This window comes from Candidatus Uabimicrobium amorphum (assembly GCF_009002475.1).
GTDB classification, from domain to species: domain Bacteria; phylum Planctomycetota; class Uabimicrobiia; order Uabimicrobiales; family Uabimicrobiaceae; genus Uabimicrobium; species Uabimicrobium amorphum.
Genome location: NZ_AP019860.1, coordinates 4,303,590 through 4,322,332, shown reverse-complemented (window position 1 = coordinate 4,322,332; position 18,743 = coordinate 4,303,590). Strand labels below are relative to the sequence as shown.

The 18,743-nt window shown below is 38.0% G+C and carries 18 protein-coding genes; 10 read left to right on the top strand and 8 right to left on the bottom strand.

Annotated elements, in window-relative coordinates; translation table 11 throughout:
- Window positions 1-183: 183 nt before the first annotated feature.
- Window positions 184-813 (bottom strand): TVP38/TMEM64 family protein, encoded by a 630-nt coding sequence (locus UABAM_RS15600; protein WP_151968936.1) that lies wholly within the window; start codon window positions 811-813, stop codon window positions 184-186.
- Between the two features lie 152 nt (window positions 814-965).
- Between UABAM_RS15600 and UABAM_RS15595 the strand changes: the two genes are divergently transcribed.
- The gene (locus UABAM_RS15595) at window positions 966-1,577 is read left to right on the top strand and encodes a metallophosphoesterase family protein (RefSeq protein ID WP_151968935.1); all 612 of its coding nucleotides are present in this window, start codon (window positions 966-968) and stop codon (window positions 1,575-1,577) included.
- Here UABAM_RS15595 and UABAM_RS15590 read toward each other — a convergent pair.
- The 5 genes from UABAM_RS15590 to UABAM_RS15570 form a co-directional block, all read right to left on the bottom strand.
- On the bottom strand, window positions 1,572-2,537 hold the full coding sequence (locus UABAM_RS15590) for a phosphotransferase family protein (protein ID WP_151968934.1): 966 nt from the start codon (window positions 2,535-2,537) through the stop codon (window positions 1,572-1,574). The two genes, UABAM_RS15595 and UABAM_RS15590, sit on opposite strands and share 6 nt — an antisense overlap.
- A gap of 5 nt (window positions 2,538-2,542) precedes the next feature.
- Window positions 2,543-3,049, bottom strand: coding sequence for a DUF1648 domain-containing protein (locus tag UABAM_RS15585; protein ID WP_151968933.1), 507 nt, complete (start codon window positions 3,047-3,049; stop codon window positions 2,543-2,545).
- A gap of 30 nt (window positions 3,050-3,079) precedes the next feature.
- A complete protein-coding gene (locus UABAM_RS15580) occupies window positions 3,080-3,295 on the bottom strand; it encodes a hypothetical protein (RefSeq protein ID WP_151968932.1) in 216 nt (71 codons plus the stop codon).
- A gap of 65 nt (window positions 3,296-3,360) precedes the next feature.
- The gene (locus UABAM_RS15575) at window positions 3,361-4,767 is read right to left on the bottom strand and encodes a serine/threonine-protein kinase (RefSeq protein ID WP_151968931.1); all 1,407 of its coding nucleotides are present in this window, start codon (window positions 4,765-4,767) and stop codon (window positions 3,361-3,363) included.
- Window position 4,768: 1 nt separating this feature from the next.
- Window positions 4,769-6,331, bottom strand: a complete 1,563-nt coding sequence (locus tag UABAM_RS15570; RefSeq protein ID WP_151968930.1) for a sigma 54-interacting transcriptional regulator — start codon at window positions 6,329-6,331, stop codon at window positions 4,769-4,771.
- A 275-nt stretch (window positions 6,332-6,606) separates the two neighbouring features.
- On the opposite strand from UABAM_RS15570, the gene UABAM_RS15565 reads away from it, so the two are divergent.
- The 4 genes from UABAM_RS15565 (at window position 6,607) to UABAM_RS15550 (ending at window position 10,791) form a co-directional block, all read left to right on the top strand.
- Entirely contained in the window at window positions 6,607-7,746 is a 1,140-nt protein-coding gene (locus tag UABAM_RS15565) for a hypothetical protein (RefSeq protein WP_151968929.1), read from the top strand.
- 103 nt (window positions 7,747-7,849) lie between these two features.
- Complete coding sequence (locus tag UABAM_RS15560; protein ID WP_151968928.1) at window positions 7,850-8,155, top strand: hypothetical protein; 306 nt, start codon at window positions 7,850-7,852, stop codon at window positions 8,153-8,155.
- A gap of 63 nt (window positions 8,156-8,218) precedes the next feature.
- Complete coding sequence (locus UABAM_RS15555) at window positions 8,219-10,549, top strand: glycoside hydrolase family 31 protein (protein WP_151968927.1); 2,331 nt, start codon at window positions 8,219-8,221, stop codon at window positions 10,547-10,549.
- Between the two features lie 8 nt (window positions 10,550-10,557).
- Window positions 10,558-10,791: a hypothetical protein gene (locus UABAM_RS15550; protein WP_151968926.1), complete on the top strand. Its 234-nt coding sequence runs from the start codon at window positions 10,558-10,560 to the stop codon at window positions 10,789-10,791.
- Between the two features lie 65 nt (window positions 10,792-10,856).
- Here the strand turns inward: UABAM_RS15550 and UABAM_RS15545 are convergent, their stop codons facing one another.
- Window positions 10,857-11,285, bottom strand: coding sequence for a YXWGXW repeat-containing protein (locus UABAM_RS15545; protein WP_151968925.1), 429 nt, complete (start codon window positions 11,283-11,285; stop codon window positions 10,857-10,859).
- A 44-nt stretch (window positions 11,286-11,329) separates the two neighbouring features.
- On the opposite strand from UABAM_RS15545, the gene UABAM_RS15540 reads away from it, so the two are divergent.
- From UABAM_RS15540 to UABAM_RS15520, 5 genes are all read left to right on the top strand, one after another.
- Window positions 11,330-11,530 carry an exo-alpha-sialidase gene (locus tag UABAM_RS15540; RefSeq protein WP_151968924.1) on the top strand — a complete coding sequence of 67 codons (201 nt, stop codon included), beginning with the start codon at window positions 11,330-11,332 and terminating at the stop codon, window positions 11,528-11,530.
- 208 nt (window positions 11,531-11,738) lie between these two features.
- Entirely contained in the window at window positions 11,739-13,400 is a 1,662-nt protein-coding gene (locus UABAM_RS15535; RefSeq protein ID WP_173013343.1) for a serine/threonine-protein kinase, read from the top strand.
- Window positions 13,400-14,107 carry a GDSL-type esterase/lipase family protein gene (locus tag UABAM_RS15530; RefSeq protein WP_151968922.1) on the top strand — a complete coding sequence of 236 codons (708 nt, stop codon included), beginning with the start codon at window positions 13,400-13,402 and terminating at the stop codon, window positions 14,105-14,107. Before UABAM_RS15535 ends, UABAM_RS15530 begins: the two co-directional genes overlap by 1 nt.
- Complete coding sequence (locus UABAM_RS15525; RefSeq protein ID WP_151968921.1) at window positions 14,107-15,927, top strand: alpha-amylase family glycosyl hydrolase; 1,821 nt, start codon at window positions 14,107-14,109, stop codon at window positions 15,925-15,927. Before UABAM_RS15530 ends, UABAM_RS15525 begins: the two co-directional genes overlap by 1 nt.
- 14 nt (window positions 15,928-15,941) lie before the next feature.
- Window positions 15,942-16,691, top strand: a complete 750-nt coding sequence (locus UABAM_RS15520; RefSeq protein ID WP_151968920.1) for a leucine-rich repeat domain-containing protein — start codon at window positions 15,942-15,944, stop codon at window positions 16,689-16,691.
- A gap of 115 nt (window positions 16,692-16,806) precedes the next feature.
- On the opposite strand, the gene UABAM_RS15515 is transcribed toward UABAM_RS15520, so the two are convergent.
- Window positions 16,807-18,639: a mucoidy inhibitor MuiA family protein gene (locus UABAM_RS15515; RefSeq protein WP_151968919.1), complete on the bottom strand. Its 1,833-nt coding sequence runs from the start codon at window positions 18,637-18,639 to the stop codon at window positions 16,807-16,809.
- Between the last annotated feature and the right edge of the window lie 104 nt (window positions 18,640-18,743).

Below are 18,743 nucleotides of genomic sequence, written 5' to 3'. Positions count from 1 at the left end.
AGTGATTGATTTTGAAAAACGCTTATTAAAGAGACTTACTTAAATGGTATTACATACGCAAAAGAAATTCCATAAAATTATATAGGGGAATAGCTTAGGATAAAAAACATACATGAGGTCTCTTAAACTGCCCACAACAAAAGTATGTAGTGGAGTGATTAGTCACGAAAGTTTGCGCAAAATCTAACGCGACTTATTCTTGATAATCGGCCACACAGCAAACAACAAAATGACCGGAACAAAAGTAGCGACGGCAAAAGTAAAAAAAAGTTCCTCTTTACCCCATGCCCCTAGAGTGGCAAATAAAAAGGCCTGTGGAATACTCCCGCATAATAGTGCTGTAACAAAAAGCTTCATGCGCATCGACGCCAAACCCGCTAAACAGCACAGGACTTCGGGAACAATAGGAACAACTCGTGTTGCGGCAATTGCCCATACTCCACCTTTGTCAAAAAAATCTTGGAGTTTTTCTAGATTGTCTCCGGCAATAAAAACCGCGGCTTTTCGTCCCATAATGCGTACCATAGCGTAAGCAATTAGGCCAGCAATCATACTCCCTAGAATAGCATATAAACTGCCAACAAAAATACCATAGATACTACCGAGAATAGCCATCACCGTAGTTGCAGGAATGGGAAAAAGAATATCGGAAATAAGGAGTAGTATCGCATACAAGCCCGCGAAGTGCCCTTGCTCTTTTAGCCACTCTAAAGCCTCGTTGCTATTTGTCCACGTTTCAAAACGCTCACCATAAATGAAAAACGTCGTTAGTAGCACAACAATAAATATCGAAATAGAAACCGTTAAGCGCATTACATTTACTTTCTATTGCTAAGAACAAGATGTTATAATAATAGAGTTCGTGGCTTGTAAAATTGCAGCGAAGCGTGTGTCTTCCTATATTTGAAGGAACGGGCGGACACAAGGTCCGCCCCTACATTTCTATAAATTCCGAAGAAAAGCAAATGAAAACTGCCCTGATTTCTGACATTCATGGTAATTATGCTGGATTAATGGCCACTCTTAACGACATTGAGAAATGCGATTGCGACCGTATTATCTGTCTCGGAGATGTTGTCGAGGGTGGGGAAAAAAATCGCGAATGTTTTGTCGAACTACAACAACGTAATATTCCCATTGTCCGCGGCAATCACGATGAGATAAACGACCTCTCCGACTTCAAACTCAAGAGCCAATTACAAAAGTTGCCAGAGTATCTCGTGGAGAAAGATATTTTGTACACACACATTTCACCACGTAAGAAACAATACTCGCTCAATAATAACACAGAGGCATGGAATGTATTTGACGAAACCACATACAAACTCATTTTTGTTGGTCATTTGCATGTATCGCTTATTTTTGGCGAAAATTCCGACACACCTTTTTGTGCCAAACGTCATACTTTTGTTTTCAATAGACCTTATCCATTGGAGCGCACAAATCGCTATATTATCTGTGTGGGGGCTATTGGATACTCACGTAGCGCTTTACAAAAAATCAGCTATGCCATTTACGATGATACAGAGTACACCATTGAAATGAAAGCCATAGAAGGACCGCTACTCGAACTATAGAACCGTGCGTTTAATTAAATGCACCACATCTTCTATAACTTTTTCACAATTGGAAGTGTGAGCAAATCCCACTAAACTTGTCAAATCGACAAGTTTACACATTTCTCGCCAATTGTCATGGAGCTTAATACCTGCCTCCTGCAACCCACATATAAATTGAGCTACACAATTCTCCACGTAAACTTCTTCATCGCGTAGCATATTTCCTATATCGCAATAAAAACTACCTGAAAAAGCAAATTCCCAATCGAGAATAGCAACAACCCTAAAAGTTCTTGGGCAAACGAGGACATTCGCTGGATTGTAATCTCCATGCGTTAGATGGGGATGATGAAAAATTTCTCTGTACAAACCACGTCGCACGTCGATATAGCTATCAATTTTTTCACATAAACTTTCACCAATGTTTTTTTGTGTTGTCGTGCTTTGCAAACATTCTTTCACATAACGAAAAAATGGATTACGTTCTTCCATGATAAACGGAGTAACGTTAAGATTTTCATCCAACATTCCAACTTCTTCAAAACGATATTTTTGTAGATAATACAGCGGAAAGCCCAATTGAAAAAATGTCTGTGCAAGCCGCTGAGGTTCACGAATAATCGCTTCGCGTAAGGAAATGCCATCGATCCACTGCATAACGGCAAACGAATAAGGAATGATATTTTTTGAAGTATCCATATGCAAGATTTCGGCAATGGGGATACCATGTTGTAACAAATCGTGTATTGTTTTTTCCAAAAGACAACTATTCGCATCGCGCGTATAAACACGTAATAAAACTTTGCGATCATTATGGAAAATACAACAATAACTGGTATTCGCTAGCCCACCACTAAGCAACTGGATATCGCGCACTTTTTGACCTGGAAAAAAAGGACGCAATATATCAGTCACTTGCTGCTGTGCAAGTTCAACAACAGGATTTAGTCTTTGCCAACCATATTTCATTGCACTCATGAATATTAATCTTTGGGAGGTTTCACAATCACAAACATCAATATAACCAAAATAGCAGCGCAACTAAGGGTAATCCAAACAAAATTACTTTGGATAAAATCTCCTGTAGGACAAGCTTCACAAACAGTGCTACTACGCAAAATGATGATATTCAGTAAATAGCAAATTCCATTGATCAAAACCCCCGTCATTGCGAGTACTTCTTTCAATTTGCGATATGCAATTTCTTGACGCTCTTCATTTGCAAACCAATAGTCTTTCCAAGGAATGTTGACAATCGAAGCGGGAATTTTCTTAATGAGCAGTGAAAGACTTAAAAACATAAGATTCATAAACGCAATGATTATTGCGAGAATGGTATAAAAAGTTTGCTTGTCACCAAAGCCGTCAGCTTGGCCTTGAATGTCAAAATGAATCGCAATTTGTTCTGGCAAATTTGGATAAATATTCACAACTTGTACAATTAAAGCGACAAACAAGCCACACCATAAAAGTCTAAATAGATTTAACATTTTTATTCCTTTATCGAATAATCGGTTACATTAAAAATTTCGCCTGTTTTCTTTATGCGAATTGTTTTTTCCTGGTTCGAGAATATCAATATTCACTCCCACACTTGAGCCGCCACCATATTTCCCAAGTAGTTTAAATTGCGCGCTTTCGCCATTTTTTCCATTCCACTGAGTCCAAGGAACATCTTCAATTGAAAATGGTTCATAAATCCCTTCGTTGTTTATCGAAGAATCTTTTTTTGACATTTTACACCTTTTCGTGAGGATAAACCTCAATTAAAAACATGCATCGTTTACCTACATCACAGAAACTACGAATATATTTCTGTTGTATCCGTTGTTTTACAAAAACGATTTTTCATAAAACTAATCTCTTCGATAAAGCAAAAAACATAGTTTTCCACCACAATAAGACTTTTGTTATTTAATCGTGCCGTTTCACCTATTTTTAGCGTTTTGAATTTGTTGTGTTTTAAGAGCTTTCTTGTCATCACTTTTTTTGAGGAAAGTTTTTCGGGAAATTTATGTGGAGATTGACATACTTGCACATAACCATTTTCGCTTAAGTTTTCCACGGTGACAATGTAATTGTCTACGTTTATACATAATTGAACACGAGAAACCTTATCATGATGCAAAATAAAATCATTGCTCACACTTCTTCCGATATAGTTACGTGGCTTTTTTAGATAGAAAAGAACTTCGGCATTTAACAAATACAAATACGGAAATTCTTTATTGTCTTCCATTAAGAAACCTTGAAAATCCAACAGGTCCGCATAAAGCGCTATCGCACTTTGATAGCGATGGTTCATATCTTTTTGTAAACATTTTTGGCAAATGTTTAGTAAACGTCGTTGTTTCTCTGATGAATTTTCGCCAAAAATTTGAGCTAAAGATTTTCCAATATTTTCAATGCTATGCTCTTGTTGTGGATTGATGATATCTAACAATATATTTCCAAATGAATATATATCACTCACAATAGAAGGTTTGATATTGAGATGTATTCTCTCTGGAGCTGTGTATTTGGGCGTATAGCCTTTGTTATTTGTGATTTTCTGTGTGGAAATTGCCAAGCCAAAGTCAACAAGTTTAGCATTGCCTTCGCCATCAACAATAATGTTTTGCGGCTTAATGTCCTGATGGCATATTCCTTTTTTCTCTAGATAAACCAGAGCTTCTGTAACCTGTATGATCAGTTGTAAAGAACGCATTAGGTAATTTGACTCTTCGCGAAACTTTGCAATGTATTTTAGTATATCGTCACCGCGAACATACTCCATCACAATGTATGTTTGTCCATCCTGACTACCAAAATCGTGCACTTGAACAATGTTAGGATGGTTGAGAGTTGCTAAACTTCGCGCTTCCTCTTTTAGTTCATCTACCTTTGCAAGGCTGTTTTTCGTCATTTTTAAGGCGACGATGCGATTTAGTTTTGTATCGTATGCGCGATACACAACACCAAAACCACCAGAGCCTACCTTATCTTCAATATTATAGCGTTCGATCTCTGCATATACATATTTGCTAGTCTTTTTTTGGCTGTAGTTGTCCAGAACAGTTTCAATTTGTTCTTCCGTAATAGAACCCATAAACAAAAGTATTTCACCAATTTTTTTACTTGGTAGATACTTCTTTTGATGTAAAAGAGCTTCCTCAACTTTGTTTTGTGAAACAAACCCTAATTTTTCCGCTATTTCCCCAAATAACATATTACTTCTCGCTAAGGAGGCCTAAACTTCGCCAATGGTTCGCCAAAGTGTTGTGATGAACTCCAAGCATCTTCGACATTTGGTGGACACTTTTGCGCTCTATGACGGAATATTCGTATGCTTGTTTGAAAAACTCGTTCTTGAGTTCATTAAAGTTAGTCCATTGTGGAAATAAAGTTGTGTTAGACGATACATTATCCGATTTTTTCAATTCGTTTGGTTGTGAAGATTTCTCCATAACCGAGCATAAAATTTCTTTAGTAATAAATCGTTTGGTTTTCGACACTTCGAGATAACTTTGATAGATAACAGATTGTAGTTCGCGAATATTACCTAAAAATAAAGATGGTGTTGCATCTTCTTGTAAATATTGACAAGCATCAATTGCCAATTCTATTTTTTGCTGTTTTTCTTGGTTAAGCTTTTCTAAAAAATATTTAGCCAACAAGTAACAATCTTTAGCTGTACGCTCACGCAGCGGTGGAATATTAATAATTAATCGACTCAAGCGATAACGAAGGTCATTGCGAAATTTTCCACTGCGTACTTCACTTTCGAGGTTGTTGTTACTCGCACATATCACCCGTGTATTTGTTTTCATCACTTTTTTCGATCCCATGCGAGAAAATTGTTTGTCCTCAAGGAAACGCAGTAACATTCCTTGGGCCTCAAGAGACAAAGAATTGACTTCGTCGAGAAATACGGTACCATTTTTACCTACCTCAAAAATCCCTGGACGCCCCTTCATGTTTTGCACATAATTATCAATACAACCAAATAATTCCACCAACTGTATTTGCGGATCTCCATGCAAATGTGCACAATTTTGTACGACAAAAAGCTCGTTTTCCATATCATCAACGGACAATGCACGTGCAATTAACTCTTTTCCCGTACCAGTTTCCCCCTGAATGAGGATGCATGCTTTTTCCTCTTTATATTTTTCGATTTTACAAAAGACATTGCTCATCATACCACTATCTGCACTTACAATCTTTTCATTGGCAAAAGCATATCCACCGTGTAAGTACCACTCAAACATTTGTTGTTGTGTCAAACCATGGGTTCCTTCGGTGTACCCCTGGGTAATGTTTTTTTGGTATTGTTTGCTAAGCTGCTGTTGTTCTTTCGTAATACTTTCTAGTATCTTATCAACATCACCACCATGCACTGCATTAAAATCAATATTTTCATAGCCTAAAAATAATGTACCGAGTAAACGAATTTTTGTTTTTATCGGTATAAAAATAAGAGATTTTAACTGTGTAATATAGCGGAAAAACACATGAGAATCGGTATTGGTACAGTGGACAACCTCTGTGCCAATATTCACCATAACATTTGCTAGTTTTTCTGTAAAATTTTGCGAAAGCTGAGAATGCGATAGATCATTTAAAATGCAAATATCGTTTTGCTTTTTCACATCAAAATGGGTATCCTGTAAAATCTCAAACTGACTCTTATTCCATAGAATCTCGATTTTAGCGTTGGTATGGTTGAATAATATCAAATAATCTGGTGTAACTCTGCTACAGATATCGCGTAGAATATTCACTATGTGCATATTTTGTTCTCTTTTTTAGCGACGAAAATAAAGTAATCAAAACGTAGTAAGTAAATGTGCCTTAATCGAATGTAACAAAATGTGTGTAAAAAATCTACAGTTGCTTAGGGCTTGCTTTCAATAAAAAAAAGTTTTCTCGCGTTTTTTTGTACAAAATATAATAGGGGCCTTTGCCCGTGAAACTATTAACTTTATCTAGATTGCTAGTTAAAAATACAATATTAAGACAAACAATTTAGGTTGAATTTCATAATTTTAGGTAAGGAGTAGTTGCCATGAAATGGCTATTAGTGACTTGGATTTTAATGGTAGTTGTGTGCGCAGAATTGATTGAGGAGCAACTGCAGATAAACGAACAAAAAGCAAATGTCTTACACAAAGAATTCATGAAAGACTTCCAAAATGAACGAGATACGGAGTTTTCTTCGTGGCTTGGTGGCGCAAATCAAGATCAACAAAAAAAGCTACAGGAAATTTTCACTGTCACCACAAGTCGTTTGCAAAATATACAAGAGCAGTTAAAGACAAAACGCAAAAAACTACTTCTTACAGAATCAAAAAAAATTACAGATGCCTTTGGTGAAATAAAAAAACAAGGTACACCAGAAAAGATGTTAGAGCGCCGTGCGGTAGCCATGGGACATACTTTATTTCACGCTTTACAAAAAATTTACAAAGAAGAACGTGAAAGAATTACCAATATTTATTGGGGTAGTATACGCGATGCAATGGAGGTACTTGGTAAAGAAAATAGCGAAATCGACACCAACATTGACACGCGTACTGTTAAATTTAAATTAGAAGAAAGTATCAAAACGCGTACGCACAATCTTACACATACTTTCCAAGTTTTAAATGAATATGAATTCAATGATAACGAAAAAACATGGGTGTTGGGTATACTAACGGAACAAATAAAAAGAGAAGAAATAGAGCGTAGCCAACGTAAACAAAGGCTGAATAAACTGGAAAAGCAATATCTGGCCAAAAAAAGAGCGGAGTATCAAACAAAGCGCGAAGAATTGGATGAAGAAGAAACTGTTGCAAAAGCATATGTAGACAAAGACGTTGCCAACTTAAAAAGTGAAATTGCGATACGAAGAGCATCCTACGAACGTAATTTAGCCATGTACACCCAAAGACGCGTGGCCAACCTACAACGAGAAGTTTATTACTTCAAAGGTTTTATTGATGCAGAGATAGGCCGTTATAAAAAATCAAATTTTCCGCAAAGTGTTATTGACATTTTACGCAAAAATCATTGGGACGTTTTCTTGGAATTGACAAAAAGTAACTTCCAAAGGTGGTTAGTCGAAGACAGAATTATATTTGTAAGATTTCTAGTAAAAGAGTTGTCTCAGTATGGATATAGCGCAAAAGAAAGCGAAGAATATTTGTTGAAAATAGTAAAGTGATATCAAAAATTGTTGTGATAACGGGCAATAACATGTAAAATGACGGTGTCAATATCCTTCGAAAAAGCATATTCCCTAAAGAATAAAATAGAAAGGGACTTTGATGAGACACAAAAACAAAGGATATGTTTTTATTTTAGTGGTTTCACTAGTGGCCTTTGCCTGCACCTGTGGAGTAGTGATATACAAAATCAACAATCCTTCCGCTCCAAAAGTGATCACCAGAGCAAAAAGCACTAAAATCGAATTTTTAGAACATGTTATTGCCGAGTTTCAAAAAAAAGAAAAACGCCTACCATACGATCTTAACGAGCTTGTAGCCAAAGAGTATGTGACTCCTGCGGACATTTTAGACGACAATGGAAAAATATTGTTCTACGAAAATGGCAAAGTGGATATTAACCACTAAAATACAATCTCTCTCGTGTTTAGAAAATCCAAGACTGATCTTGCATTTATAAAAGGATAAAGAATGCACGAAGTATATTTTTCAGATGTATCTATTTCCGAAAATAACGTTTTATTACACAGTGATTATTTTCAGGGTCTAGTTGAGTTGGTAAATGAAAATGTATGGCGTATATTTGTGTGGCATCGTCTAGAAGATGTAGACAAGGGAAGTTGGACTGTCACAAAAAAACAATGTCATTTTTCATGTGAAAACAACGAAGATCATTTAGTTCTTGCCTCAGAAAAAGCACCTACACTAAAAATATATAAAAGCCCGTTTCGCTGGGAATGGCAAGACTTCACTACAGACCGTTTAGATGCCCGTAGCTCTAAAGAAGCGGAACAAATGGAAGAATTGGCAACAGGAGAAGGAAATCCATTTGCCGAAACCAACGATGGTTTACCAATGGGTAGTGGCTATACTTTATCTATTTGCGAAAAACCACAGCGTCACTACTATGGATTAGGGGAAAGAACTGGCTTTTTAAATAAAAAAGGGCGTGTTTGGCAAAACTGGAATACCGATATATCAAAACACGTTCCAACGACAGACCCTTTATACCAGGCTCATCCTTTTCTACTAGCCAACAACGAAGGAAACTTCTGTGCATTATACCTAGACGAGACTTGGAAAACCACTTACGACTTGGCGTTTAGTCAACCTCAAAAAAGCTTCATCACCACCGTAGGACCAACTTTTGATTTATATTTGCTTCCCGGTCCCAATCCACAAGAAATTCTCAATAAATACAGTGAACTAGTTGGTCGCTCTCCGATGCCACCGTTGTGGGCTTTAGGTTTCCATCAATGTCGCTGGAGTTACCCTGATGAGAAGTGTATTATGGCGGTTGCCAAAGAGTACAGAAAATGTGAAGTTCCCTTAGAAGCAATGTGGCTTGATATTGACTACATGGACGGCTACAAAGTATTCACCTTCTCCCCTCATCGATTTCCAAACCCTAAAAAAATGACCGACGATTTACAAAAAATGAACATTCGTACGGTGGTAATTGTCGACCCAGGTGTGAAAAAAGAACCGGGTTATGAGGTTTACGAAAGCGGCCACAAGCAAGGATTTTACATCAAAAATAGACGTGATGAAGAATTCGTTGGCGAAGTTTGGCCGGCCCCAGCGGTATGGCCGGATTTTACACAAGAAAATGTTCGTGATTGGTGGGGAGAATGGCTAAAAGTTTACGATGAGGCCGGTATTGCGGGAATATGGAATGACATGAATGAACCTGCGGCCTTCAAACTACCAGGAAAAACTTTGCCCGTTGGAACAAAACAAGGAGCGCGTTGGCATGCCGAAGTGCATAACATTTACGGGCACATGATGGGTAAGGCTACTTTCGATGGTCTACAAAAAAATGATCCACAAAGAAGACCATTTATCCTTACACGTAGTGGCTTTGCAGGCATACAAAAATATGCGTTTGTATGGACAGGAGACAACGCCAGTTTCTGGGAACATCTAGAAATGTCTATTCCGATGATTCTGAACATGGGAATGTCGGGTATTCCATTTGTAGGAGCCGACATCGGCGGTTTCTCTGGAAACTGTGATGGTGAAATGCTATCGCGTTGGACATGGCTTGGAGCGTTCTATCCATTCATGAGAAACCACTCAGGCAAAAACAGTCGACGTCAAGAACCATGGTGTTTTGGACAAAAATATCTCAAAGTGGTTCGCGAAGCCATCAATTTTCGCTACAAACTGCTTCCTCACCTTTACACACTTGCAAATGAAGCACATTCTTCGGGACTGCCCATTATGCGTCCCCTATTCTTAGAATATCCTCAAGATAGTAAAACTTACAGCATTAATGATCAATTTTTATGCGGTAAAGGTCTTCTTGTTGCTCCCGTTATACGTCCACAACAAAGCCATCGTCTCGTTTATTTTCCAGAAGGAAAATGGCAAAATATCTTTAGTGGTGAAATCTATGAAGGTCCCTTGCATACAGCGATAGAAACTCCGATAGAGAATATTCCTATCTTTCAAAACATTTCTACCGCAATTCCTTTTACCACTGTACAGCAACATACAACCGATGCTCTTTGGCCACAACTTACATGGCGCATTGCTTTAAATGAAGAAGTGTACGGACAAGTGTATTGCGATGAGGGTGACGGTGAGGTATGCGGAACAAAAAAATCTATCAAAGCCTCATACGACGGTAAAAAACTAAGCATTGAGTGTCGAGGATTTACCGAGGAACTCTGTACAGTAGAAATTTTAAATGAAAAAATACCTTGTCGCATAGAAGGTCAAGGACATGTTGCGAGCAAACAGGGGAATTTATACATAGAAATGAAAGAACAACAAATAGATCTTTTTTGGGATGAATAGGAAAAGTTATGGCAAGAAAAACAACTGTTATTATTAAACAAATGGCGCGCAATAATGTCATTGCTGAATTTTCATGTGGAGACCACCTATTTGGTATTCTCTCCTACAAAAAAGGGGTTTTCTCAATAGAAATTTATCCTCCTCCAGGAGATAAGTGGGAATTAGATATTGAGGATTTTTTGGCATTGGTGGAGCAAGGTAAACAAGATATTAGAGATCAGCTTAGTTCTCGCTCAAGATAATTTTTAACGATGTCCTCATTCATAATTTTAGGTTGAATGAGGACACATGCTAGGCATTTAGATATTTATCGCCAATATCCACGTACCCAAACCCAACCTCGGCCTCGACGTACCCAATTTCCGCGTATCCAAGCACGGTGACCGCGACGAATTCGACTCCAACGTCCACCGATCCATACATAGCGATTTCCATTCCAGTGCCAACGCCCCGGAATCCAAACATGTCTGCGACCTGGTCTACGTGGTCGGCGACGCTCAACTCTTACTGCGGGCGGAGCCACAAACACATGAATTTCCTGTGTTGTGTCTTCATAGCACTGGCCATCATCGTAATCGTCATAACCAACATCATATGTATCACCTTGATGATGATCGTGATGTTGCGGCGGGTGATGGTGTCGCGTTTCCTTGACGATAACAACTCTTCTACGACAGCCACTAGTAACAATAGCGACGAGTAAAAGACCAAGAACCAACATAGTTAATTTTTTCATAAAGTTTTCTCCTTAAAGGTATCAAGTTTTCTTTGAGTAATATTATGAAACATGAATTCGTATTTGACAAGTCTCCTTTTGCAAATTACCACGCACCAACAATTTTAGCTACAAAAGAGAATTTACTCGTGGCTTTTTTTGCGGGAGAATGTGAAGGAAGCTCAGATGTTGGTATTTGGTTGAGTAAAAAACAACAAAATGTTTGGCATTCTCCCAAATTAATTGCCACAGATAATTTTCCTTGAACGATATATATATCTTAGAAAACGATAAAGGAGAATTTTCGTACCCCGCAATTATCACCTCGCGAAGTACTATTCACATGGAAAAGGATTAATATTTGCCACTACGAATTTACACAAGAAGATTTAAATATCAGCGCTGAGATGTAGTCTGAGTTTACACTTTAATATTAGCGACTATTCAATAAACATTGCTGCAATGGAGCTCGATATGTCAACACAAAATACTCGCAAAATACTTTTTGGCCGTTACCAGATATTAGGAAAAGTAGGACAAGGTGCCATGGGAGTTATATATAAAGCCCATGATACTAAGCTGGATCGTATTGTGGCCTTAAAGACAATGCCACACAAGATGTTACGCGACGAGCAAGCAAGATTACGCTTCGAGCGCGAAGCAAAATCTAATGCAGCACTAAATCACCCAAACATAGTAAATATTTACGACTTGGGACAAAATACAAAAATGTTTTTTATTGCCATGGAGTACCTACCACGTGGTAATTTAAAAACTTTTCTAAAAAAGCAAAAACTCACCATAAAACAAAAATGTATTCTAATATTGAAAATCATAGCTGGTCTTGAACATGCACACAAAAACAACATTATACACCGCGACATAAAACCCGGAAACATACTTATTGACGAAGCCGGTATACCAAAAATTGCCGACTTTGGACTAGCAAAGTCACTACATGTCGACGAAACAAAAGTTTCGCAAACAGGAGCAATCTTAGGCACACCGGCCTACATGCCGCTAGAACAAGCCAACGGCGGAAACGTAGATCAAATAAGCGACATCTATTCCGTCGGAGCCATGTTCTATGAAATGCTCTGTGGTCGTCCCCCTTTTCAAGAGGAAAGTATTATTAGTTTAATGTACAAACTAGCCAACGAAGAACCACCCGCGTTGTCAGAAATCAATCCAAATATTCCCGTTGCCCTAGAAAAAATTTGTTCCAAAGCAATTGCCAAAAAGCGTACAGATCGTTATCAATCCATTTCGAAAATGGCGGCAGACATTCGAAATTTTTTAAACAAACCTCAGCAACACCACAAAAAAACCAACACCAACCAACAAATCTACAACAATATTTATTTATCTCTGGCGGTGTTTATGTTCATTGTAATCGGTTATAGCTTTCTATTTACAAATAATAATGACGAAGACACAACCCAAGATAATGAACATGCCGCATTGAATGAAAGTAAATCTGAGTCTGACACCAAATCTGAGGCCAAATCTGAGTCTGACACCAAATCTGAGTCTGACACCAAATCTGAGTCTGACACCAAACCTGAGTCTGACACCAAATCTGAGTCTGACACCAAATCTGCGTCTGACACCAAACCTGAGTCTGACACCAAATCTGAGTCTGACACCAAACCTGAGTCTGACACCAAACCTGCGTCTGACACCAAATCTGCGTCTGACACCAAACCTGAGTCTGACCCCAAATCTGCGTCTGACACCAAATCTGCGTCTGACACCAAATCTGCGTCTGACACCAAACCTGAGTCTGACACCAAACCTGCGTCTGACACCAAATCAGAGTCTGACACCAAAAATAAACTGAAAAAAGAAGGGCGTTCATTTATAGAGGAAATGTTTACCACAATGCAAAAAGATCCTTCGCAAGCATCAAAATACATTCCTATTAAACACTCCAGGTGGGAAAAAGCGTTCTCAAGAAAAATCATCACCGCCAATAAGTGCATAGGAGAAAAAATGGAAAATGAGATATACATACACAAAAGACAATTAACCATAGATGCGCCCATGAGAAAGATGTCTGCCACTCTGCAAATTAAAGCAAAAAAAATAAATAATAACTGGAAAATCATTCACATGAAAAAACTGGAGGTAAAGTAATGCCCTTATTTAAAATACTTATCGTCGCATTTATTTTGACAAACATTGGTTTTGCGCAAGAAAATTACTACGAAAAAACGATTCAACAATTCGAAGCGCAAGACAAAAAGGAATTTCCCGCACAGGACTCGGTCCTCTTTGTGGGAAGCTCTAGTATTCGTTTATGGAAATCATTGAGCAATGATTTCCCTGAGATAAAAACCATCAATCGCGGATTTGGAGGTTCACAAACCTCTGATGTGCTACATTTTGTCGACCGTATTGTTACGTTATACAAACCAAAAGCTATTGTTTTCTATTGCGGAGAAAATGATATTGCGGGAAAAAAAGATATTTCTGCCCCAGTGGAAGATTTCGAGAAATTCATCTCTCACGTGCGTAAAAAGTTACCGCAAACTACAGTGTATTATGTATCGATGAAGCCTTCACCTTCGCGTTGGCATATGTGGGAAAAAATGGCAGAGGCCAATCGTCAAATTGAAAAATTTTGCAAACAAAATAGCATGGTAGACAAACGAAAAACACTCGATTATATAGATGTATCGGCAACGATGATTCGCGACGGAAAACCCGACAAATCGATTTTCATTCAAGATATGTTACACATGAATGCAGAGGGTTATGCAAGGTGGACAAAGATTATTCGTAAAAAGCTCATCGATGATAAATTTCTCACAGAAGATAAAGAAAGTAAAGAAGACAAATAATGACATGGTTGAACAGTGTGTACAGCGACGGTTCTACAAATTTTATTACTCCTGAATATCCGCGCCAAGGGCAGAAAGTATCTATTAAATTGCGTTTGTATCGCAATAATCCCGTGACAAAAGTTTTATTACGTACTGCTCCCGAGGGAGAAGAGGTTCTCAATGAAATGCATGTGTGTAAAGAGGACGACACTTTTATTTGGTATACAATAAAAGAACATATACACAACACTGTTTTTGCTTATCGCTTCAAGCTCCTTACAACCGAAGGAAAATACTGGTACAATAATATTGGAATGCAACGTACAACACCTCTTGATGTACACGACTTTCGTATTATCACAAACTTCACTCCGCCATCATGGTTGCATGAGCGCGTTTTTTATCAGATTTTTCCTGATCGCTTTGCTTGTAAAAATGAACCTGTTATCCCAAAATACACGTATCTCGGTCACAAACCTATACGTAAACAGTGGCATGAAAAACCTGGAGAATATCACCAAACATACTGCATGGACTTTTTTGGTGGAAATATCGCCGGCGTTTTTAGCAAAATTTCACACTTACAAAACCTAGGCATCAATGCCCTGTATTTCAACCCTATTTTTCATGCACCATCTAACCATCGCTATGATGTACAAGACTATTTCAAGATAGACCCTATTTTCGGCGACAATAGCTCTTTTGCCATTTTAGTTAAACGTTTACAACAAAGTAATATAAAAGTAATCCTAGATGGCGTTTTCAACCATAGTGGAATGGCATGCCGCTGGTTTAACAAAGCAAAATACTATGACGAACAAGGTGCGTACCAATCTCAGCAAAGTAAATACACAACATTTTATTGTTTTATTAAGCATCCGCGGAAATATCACTCATGGCAGGGAGTAGACACGCTACCGAAGTTTAATTACGCATGTGGTAAGCTTCGCGACATGATCTATCGTCGTGCAGATTCGGTAATGCAATACTGGTTGAAAGAACCCTACTCTATTGATGGTTGGCGTATCGATGCCGCCAACATGTTGGGGCGTAGTCCTGGATGCGAAGATTATCTCCCTATATGGCGAGAATTACGCCAAATCATCAAAGACAAATATCCAGAAAGTTATTTGCTAGGTGAACATTTTTTTGATCCTAGTGATCTACTACAGGGCAACGCGCTCGATGCTGCTATGAACTATCAAGGTTTTACTTTTCCCGTACGTAAATGGCTTACGGAGAATTTTGCCACACAAGACTTAGAGGAACAACTGCGAACATTTCGTTCCACTGTTAGTTGGCAGGTCATCCTAAGTCAGTACAATCTACTCAATAGCCACGATATTCCACGATTATCTTTTCTACTTTCATGTAAAAGTTTACAAAAATTAGCCTGTGCATTTTTGTTTACCTATCCAGGTGTACCAGCGATCCTCTACGGAGAAGAAATAGGCCTGAGCGGAGGAGAGAGCTGCGAGAGTTCGCGTTTGCCAATGCCATGGCAAGAGAAAGACTGGGATAGCGAACTACTAGAGTTTTATCGCAAACTCATCAAATTTCGCAAAAACTCTATTGTTCTACAAAAAGGCGGATTTAAAACATTACACGTTGCCAAAGATATCTTCGGTTATGCACGGTTCTTAGATGGCAAGACCATTATCGTTATTCTCAATCGTGGAGCAATGTCTAATATAAATCTAAATTTAAAGCCCATAGCTATTTCAGCGAATAGCGCAATTCGTTCATGGGACAATAATGAAAATTTACACTGTGACGACAACAGTTGTTTACAGGTAACAATTCCATCTCGTAATTACTTCATGGGAATCATTGAATAGAATGCGGGATTATAATGACAGATGAAATTGTAAAAACACAACAACTACAAAAAATAGAAAATAACACTCGTTACCACGGTTGTGTTTTTTATCTCGACAGGTACAAATTCCATCAAATAAAAAATGCCCACTTTGACAACTGTAGTTTCCGCGGCATTGTTCGCTTTGATAAGATACAAAAATGTAGTTTTATAAATTGCAATTTTGCCGAATTTCATTTTGAGAGTGTGTGGGGAAATGCGCAAAAGTTATTTAGAGAACTAGTCCATATAGAAGCCATCACCCATTTGAAAATTCGTAATGGAAAGATACGTTCCATTCCCAAAAAAATTATCAACCTAGTCAATTTGCAAGTTCTTGACTTACAAGACAACTGTATTCATAAAATCCCAGAGAGTATCGGTACACTCACCAAATTGAAAAAAATAAGCCTTCATGATAATGAAATCGCAGCTATACCGCCGCAAATTAGCCACCTTACTTCGTTAACTCAACTATATCTTGGTCGCAATCAGATTGAGAAAATTCCACCACAAATAAAAAATTTACAATCACTAACACACCTTTTATTGGCATACAACAACATACGCCAAGTTCCAAATGAAATTATGCACTTAACGAAATTGAAAATATGTGACCTTCAGCACAACAAAATCGATAAACTTCCCCAAAAATTTTTACCAATGCAAAACGTGTTTAAAGGTGTGGAAATCGACGAAGGATTAGAAGACCCCGACTTTTGTAGCGGCACAAAAAATACATAGGTATCGAGTTGGGGTTCAAACATGTATCCGCCTGTATTTGAGGGAACGGGCGGACACTAGGTCCGCCCCTACATTCCAACTGCGATTCCCACTACCTATTTTGCAGAGTACAATTTTACTCGTGAAATTCAAAAACTTCGTCTTCTAGGAAATCTTCTTCTAGCATATTTTGCTCTAGCATTCTTTTACTACGTTGCTTACGCGGGTATTTCTTTTTTTGGTACTGATTCTGCATAAAAGGAACTGCTATCGACATTCCCTTTTCAAATTCTAATTGAATTGTGTAGTCGATATTATAAGGCGTTTGCAGATTTTCTCCTTGAGGAATATCGAGATCCCAACGTAAAATACCGTAATTTTTCGAAATTTTTTGATAACGCGTCTCTTTGCTTAGCTCGGTTTTGGACTTGAAAATAACATTCAAGTTTTCATTGCTCTTGGGAATACGATCATAAATTCTCACAGGAACTACGCTTTCCTTAAAATTCTCAAAAGATAAACGATATGCAACTGTCACCACTTTATTTCCACGCTCGACATATTCTTTTTTCGACAACAATTCTCGGCTAGCGCGTAATTGAGTATCGATTCCCAAACCAATCGAAAATTTTTGTCCTTTTGCCGTCATAGGAACAAAAGAATGCCCAACGAATTCACCATTTAAATAAATATTGGCTTTACCTTCTAGTAGAGCAATTTCATAGGAATTCGTAATTTTCGCTTTACGATACACATATTGAGACAATAGAGGAATCGTGACATTGTACTGCTCTTTTTCCAAAGACAGTTTCTTAATTTCGACCATTTGTTGATCACTACGGCTCGCGATACTCACTTTTCCAGGGATCTTGTAGTGCACAGTCAACACGGACTTTGTACGCATTTTTTGCGGACGAAATTGTTTAGAACCTAGCAGCTCCAAAACCTGCATATTGTTGCTTGTTTCATTGAGATTCGTGTTACTTTGTTGTTGTTGGCTACGCGTCAACTGACTACGCGTTTCCAAAATTTGTGCTTGTTGATTTTTCAACTGTGTGTAGTTAGAAATAACTTGCTCACTACTCCAATTACCGCCGTTTTTTTGTAATTCAAGAGACATAATCGATAGTGCCGGGGCATCTGCGGACATCTCCACGGAAGCAGTGGAAAGAGTTAAATCAACTTCCTCCCAACTTTCTCCACTCGTTTGTTGCACAAGAGCATTGTATTCAATACCAATACGTTTATCTTTATTTTTTGTACGCACGTTGTATGCCGGTGACCATGTGGCGTTACTTACAAGGTAATTTAAATGTATCTGCGAATTTTGCGTACTGCTTTTCTTTTCAAAAAAAATGATCGCTTTTTTCACTTCCTTAGAGTTCTGTCCAGAAATTTGGCGCATTTTTTCTTTCACAAATGCCATTTGCTTTTGGATCGCAAGAAGCTGTTCATTGACTTGGAGCTTCTGTTCACTAAGGCGCTTGCTTTCTTTAAAGATATAACTCATCATCTCCGCCATTGCGCTCGGATTTAATGAGCCCTTATGAATATCCCCCTTTGTCGCGGTAATATTATAATTTTTTAATCCCGCAAGATACTGTTCCTGGGAAAGTATAAAACGCTGCTGGTGCTGGTGATGACGAACTTTCTTCTCTAGCTCTTGGACTTTATTGCTAAGTTCGCGAAATGTTTCTTGAGGAAAATCTTCGGTTAGAGTTGTGGTGTAACGAACAGAACGAATATTAACATCATCACTAGCATTGGCAAATAAACTTTTGGGTTGTATTGTTGTAGGTAAATTGTTGATAATAAGTTGATGCTGACCAGGGGACACATTGACAGTAGCCACACGTTTAATAAGAGCCTGTCCTCTGTACAAAGTGACTTGCTCAATCTTGCCGTGTTGCTCAAATTTTTCACAGAAAATACTGCAAATAAGTAATAGAAAGATACATGTATTTTTCATAAGTTTTCCTATTAAAAAGATAACCAAAATAAACAAGCTTGTTATAGTTTAGAGGACTTCTCATACAATTAAGTTCCCAATAATAAAAAAATATGCTCGGAAAT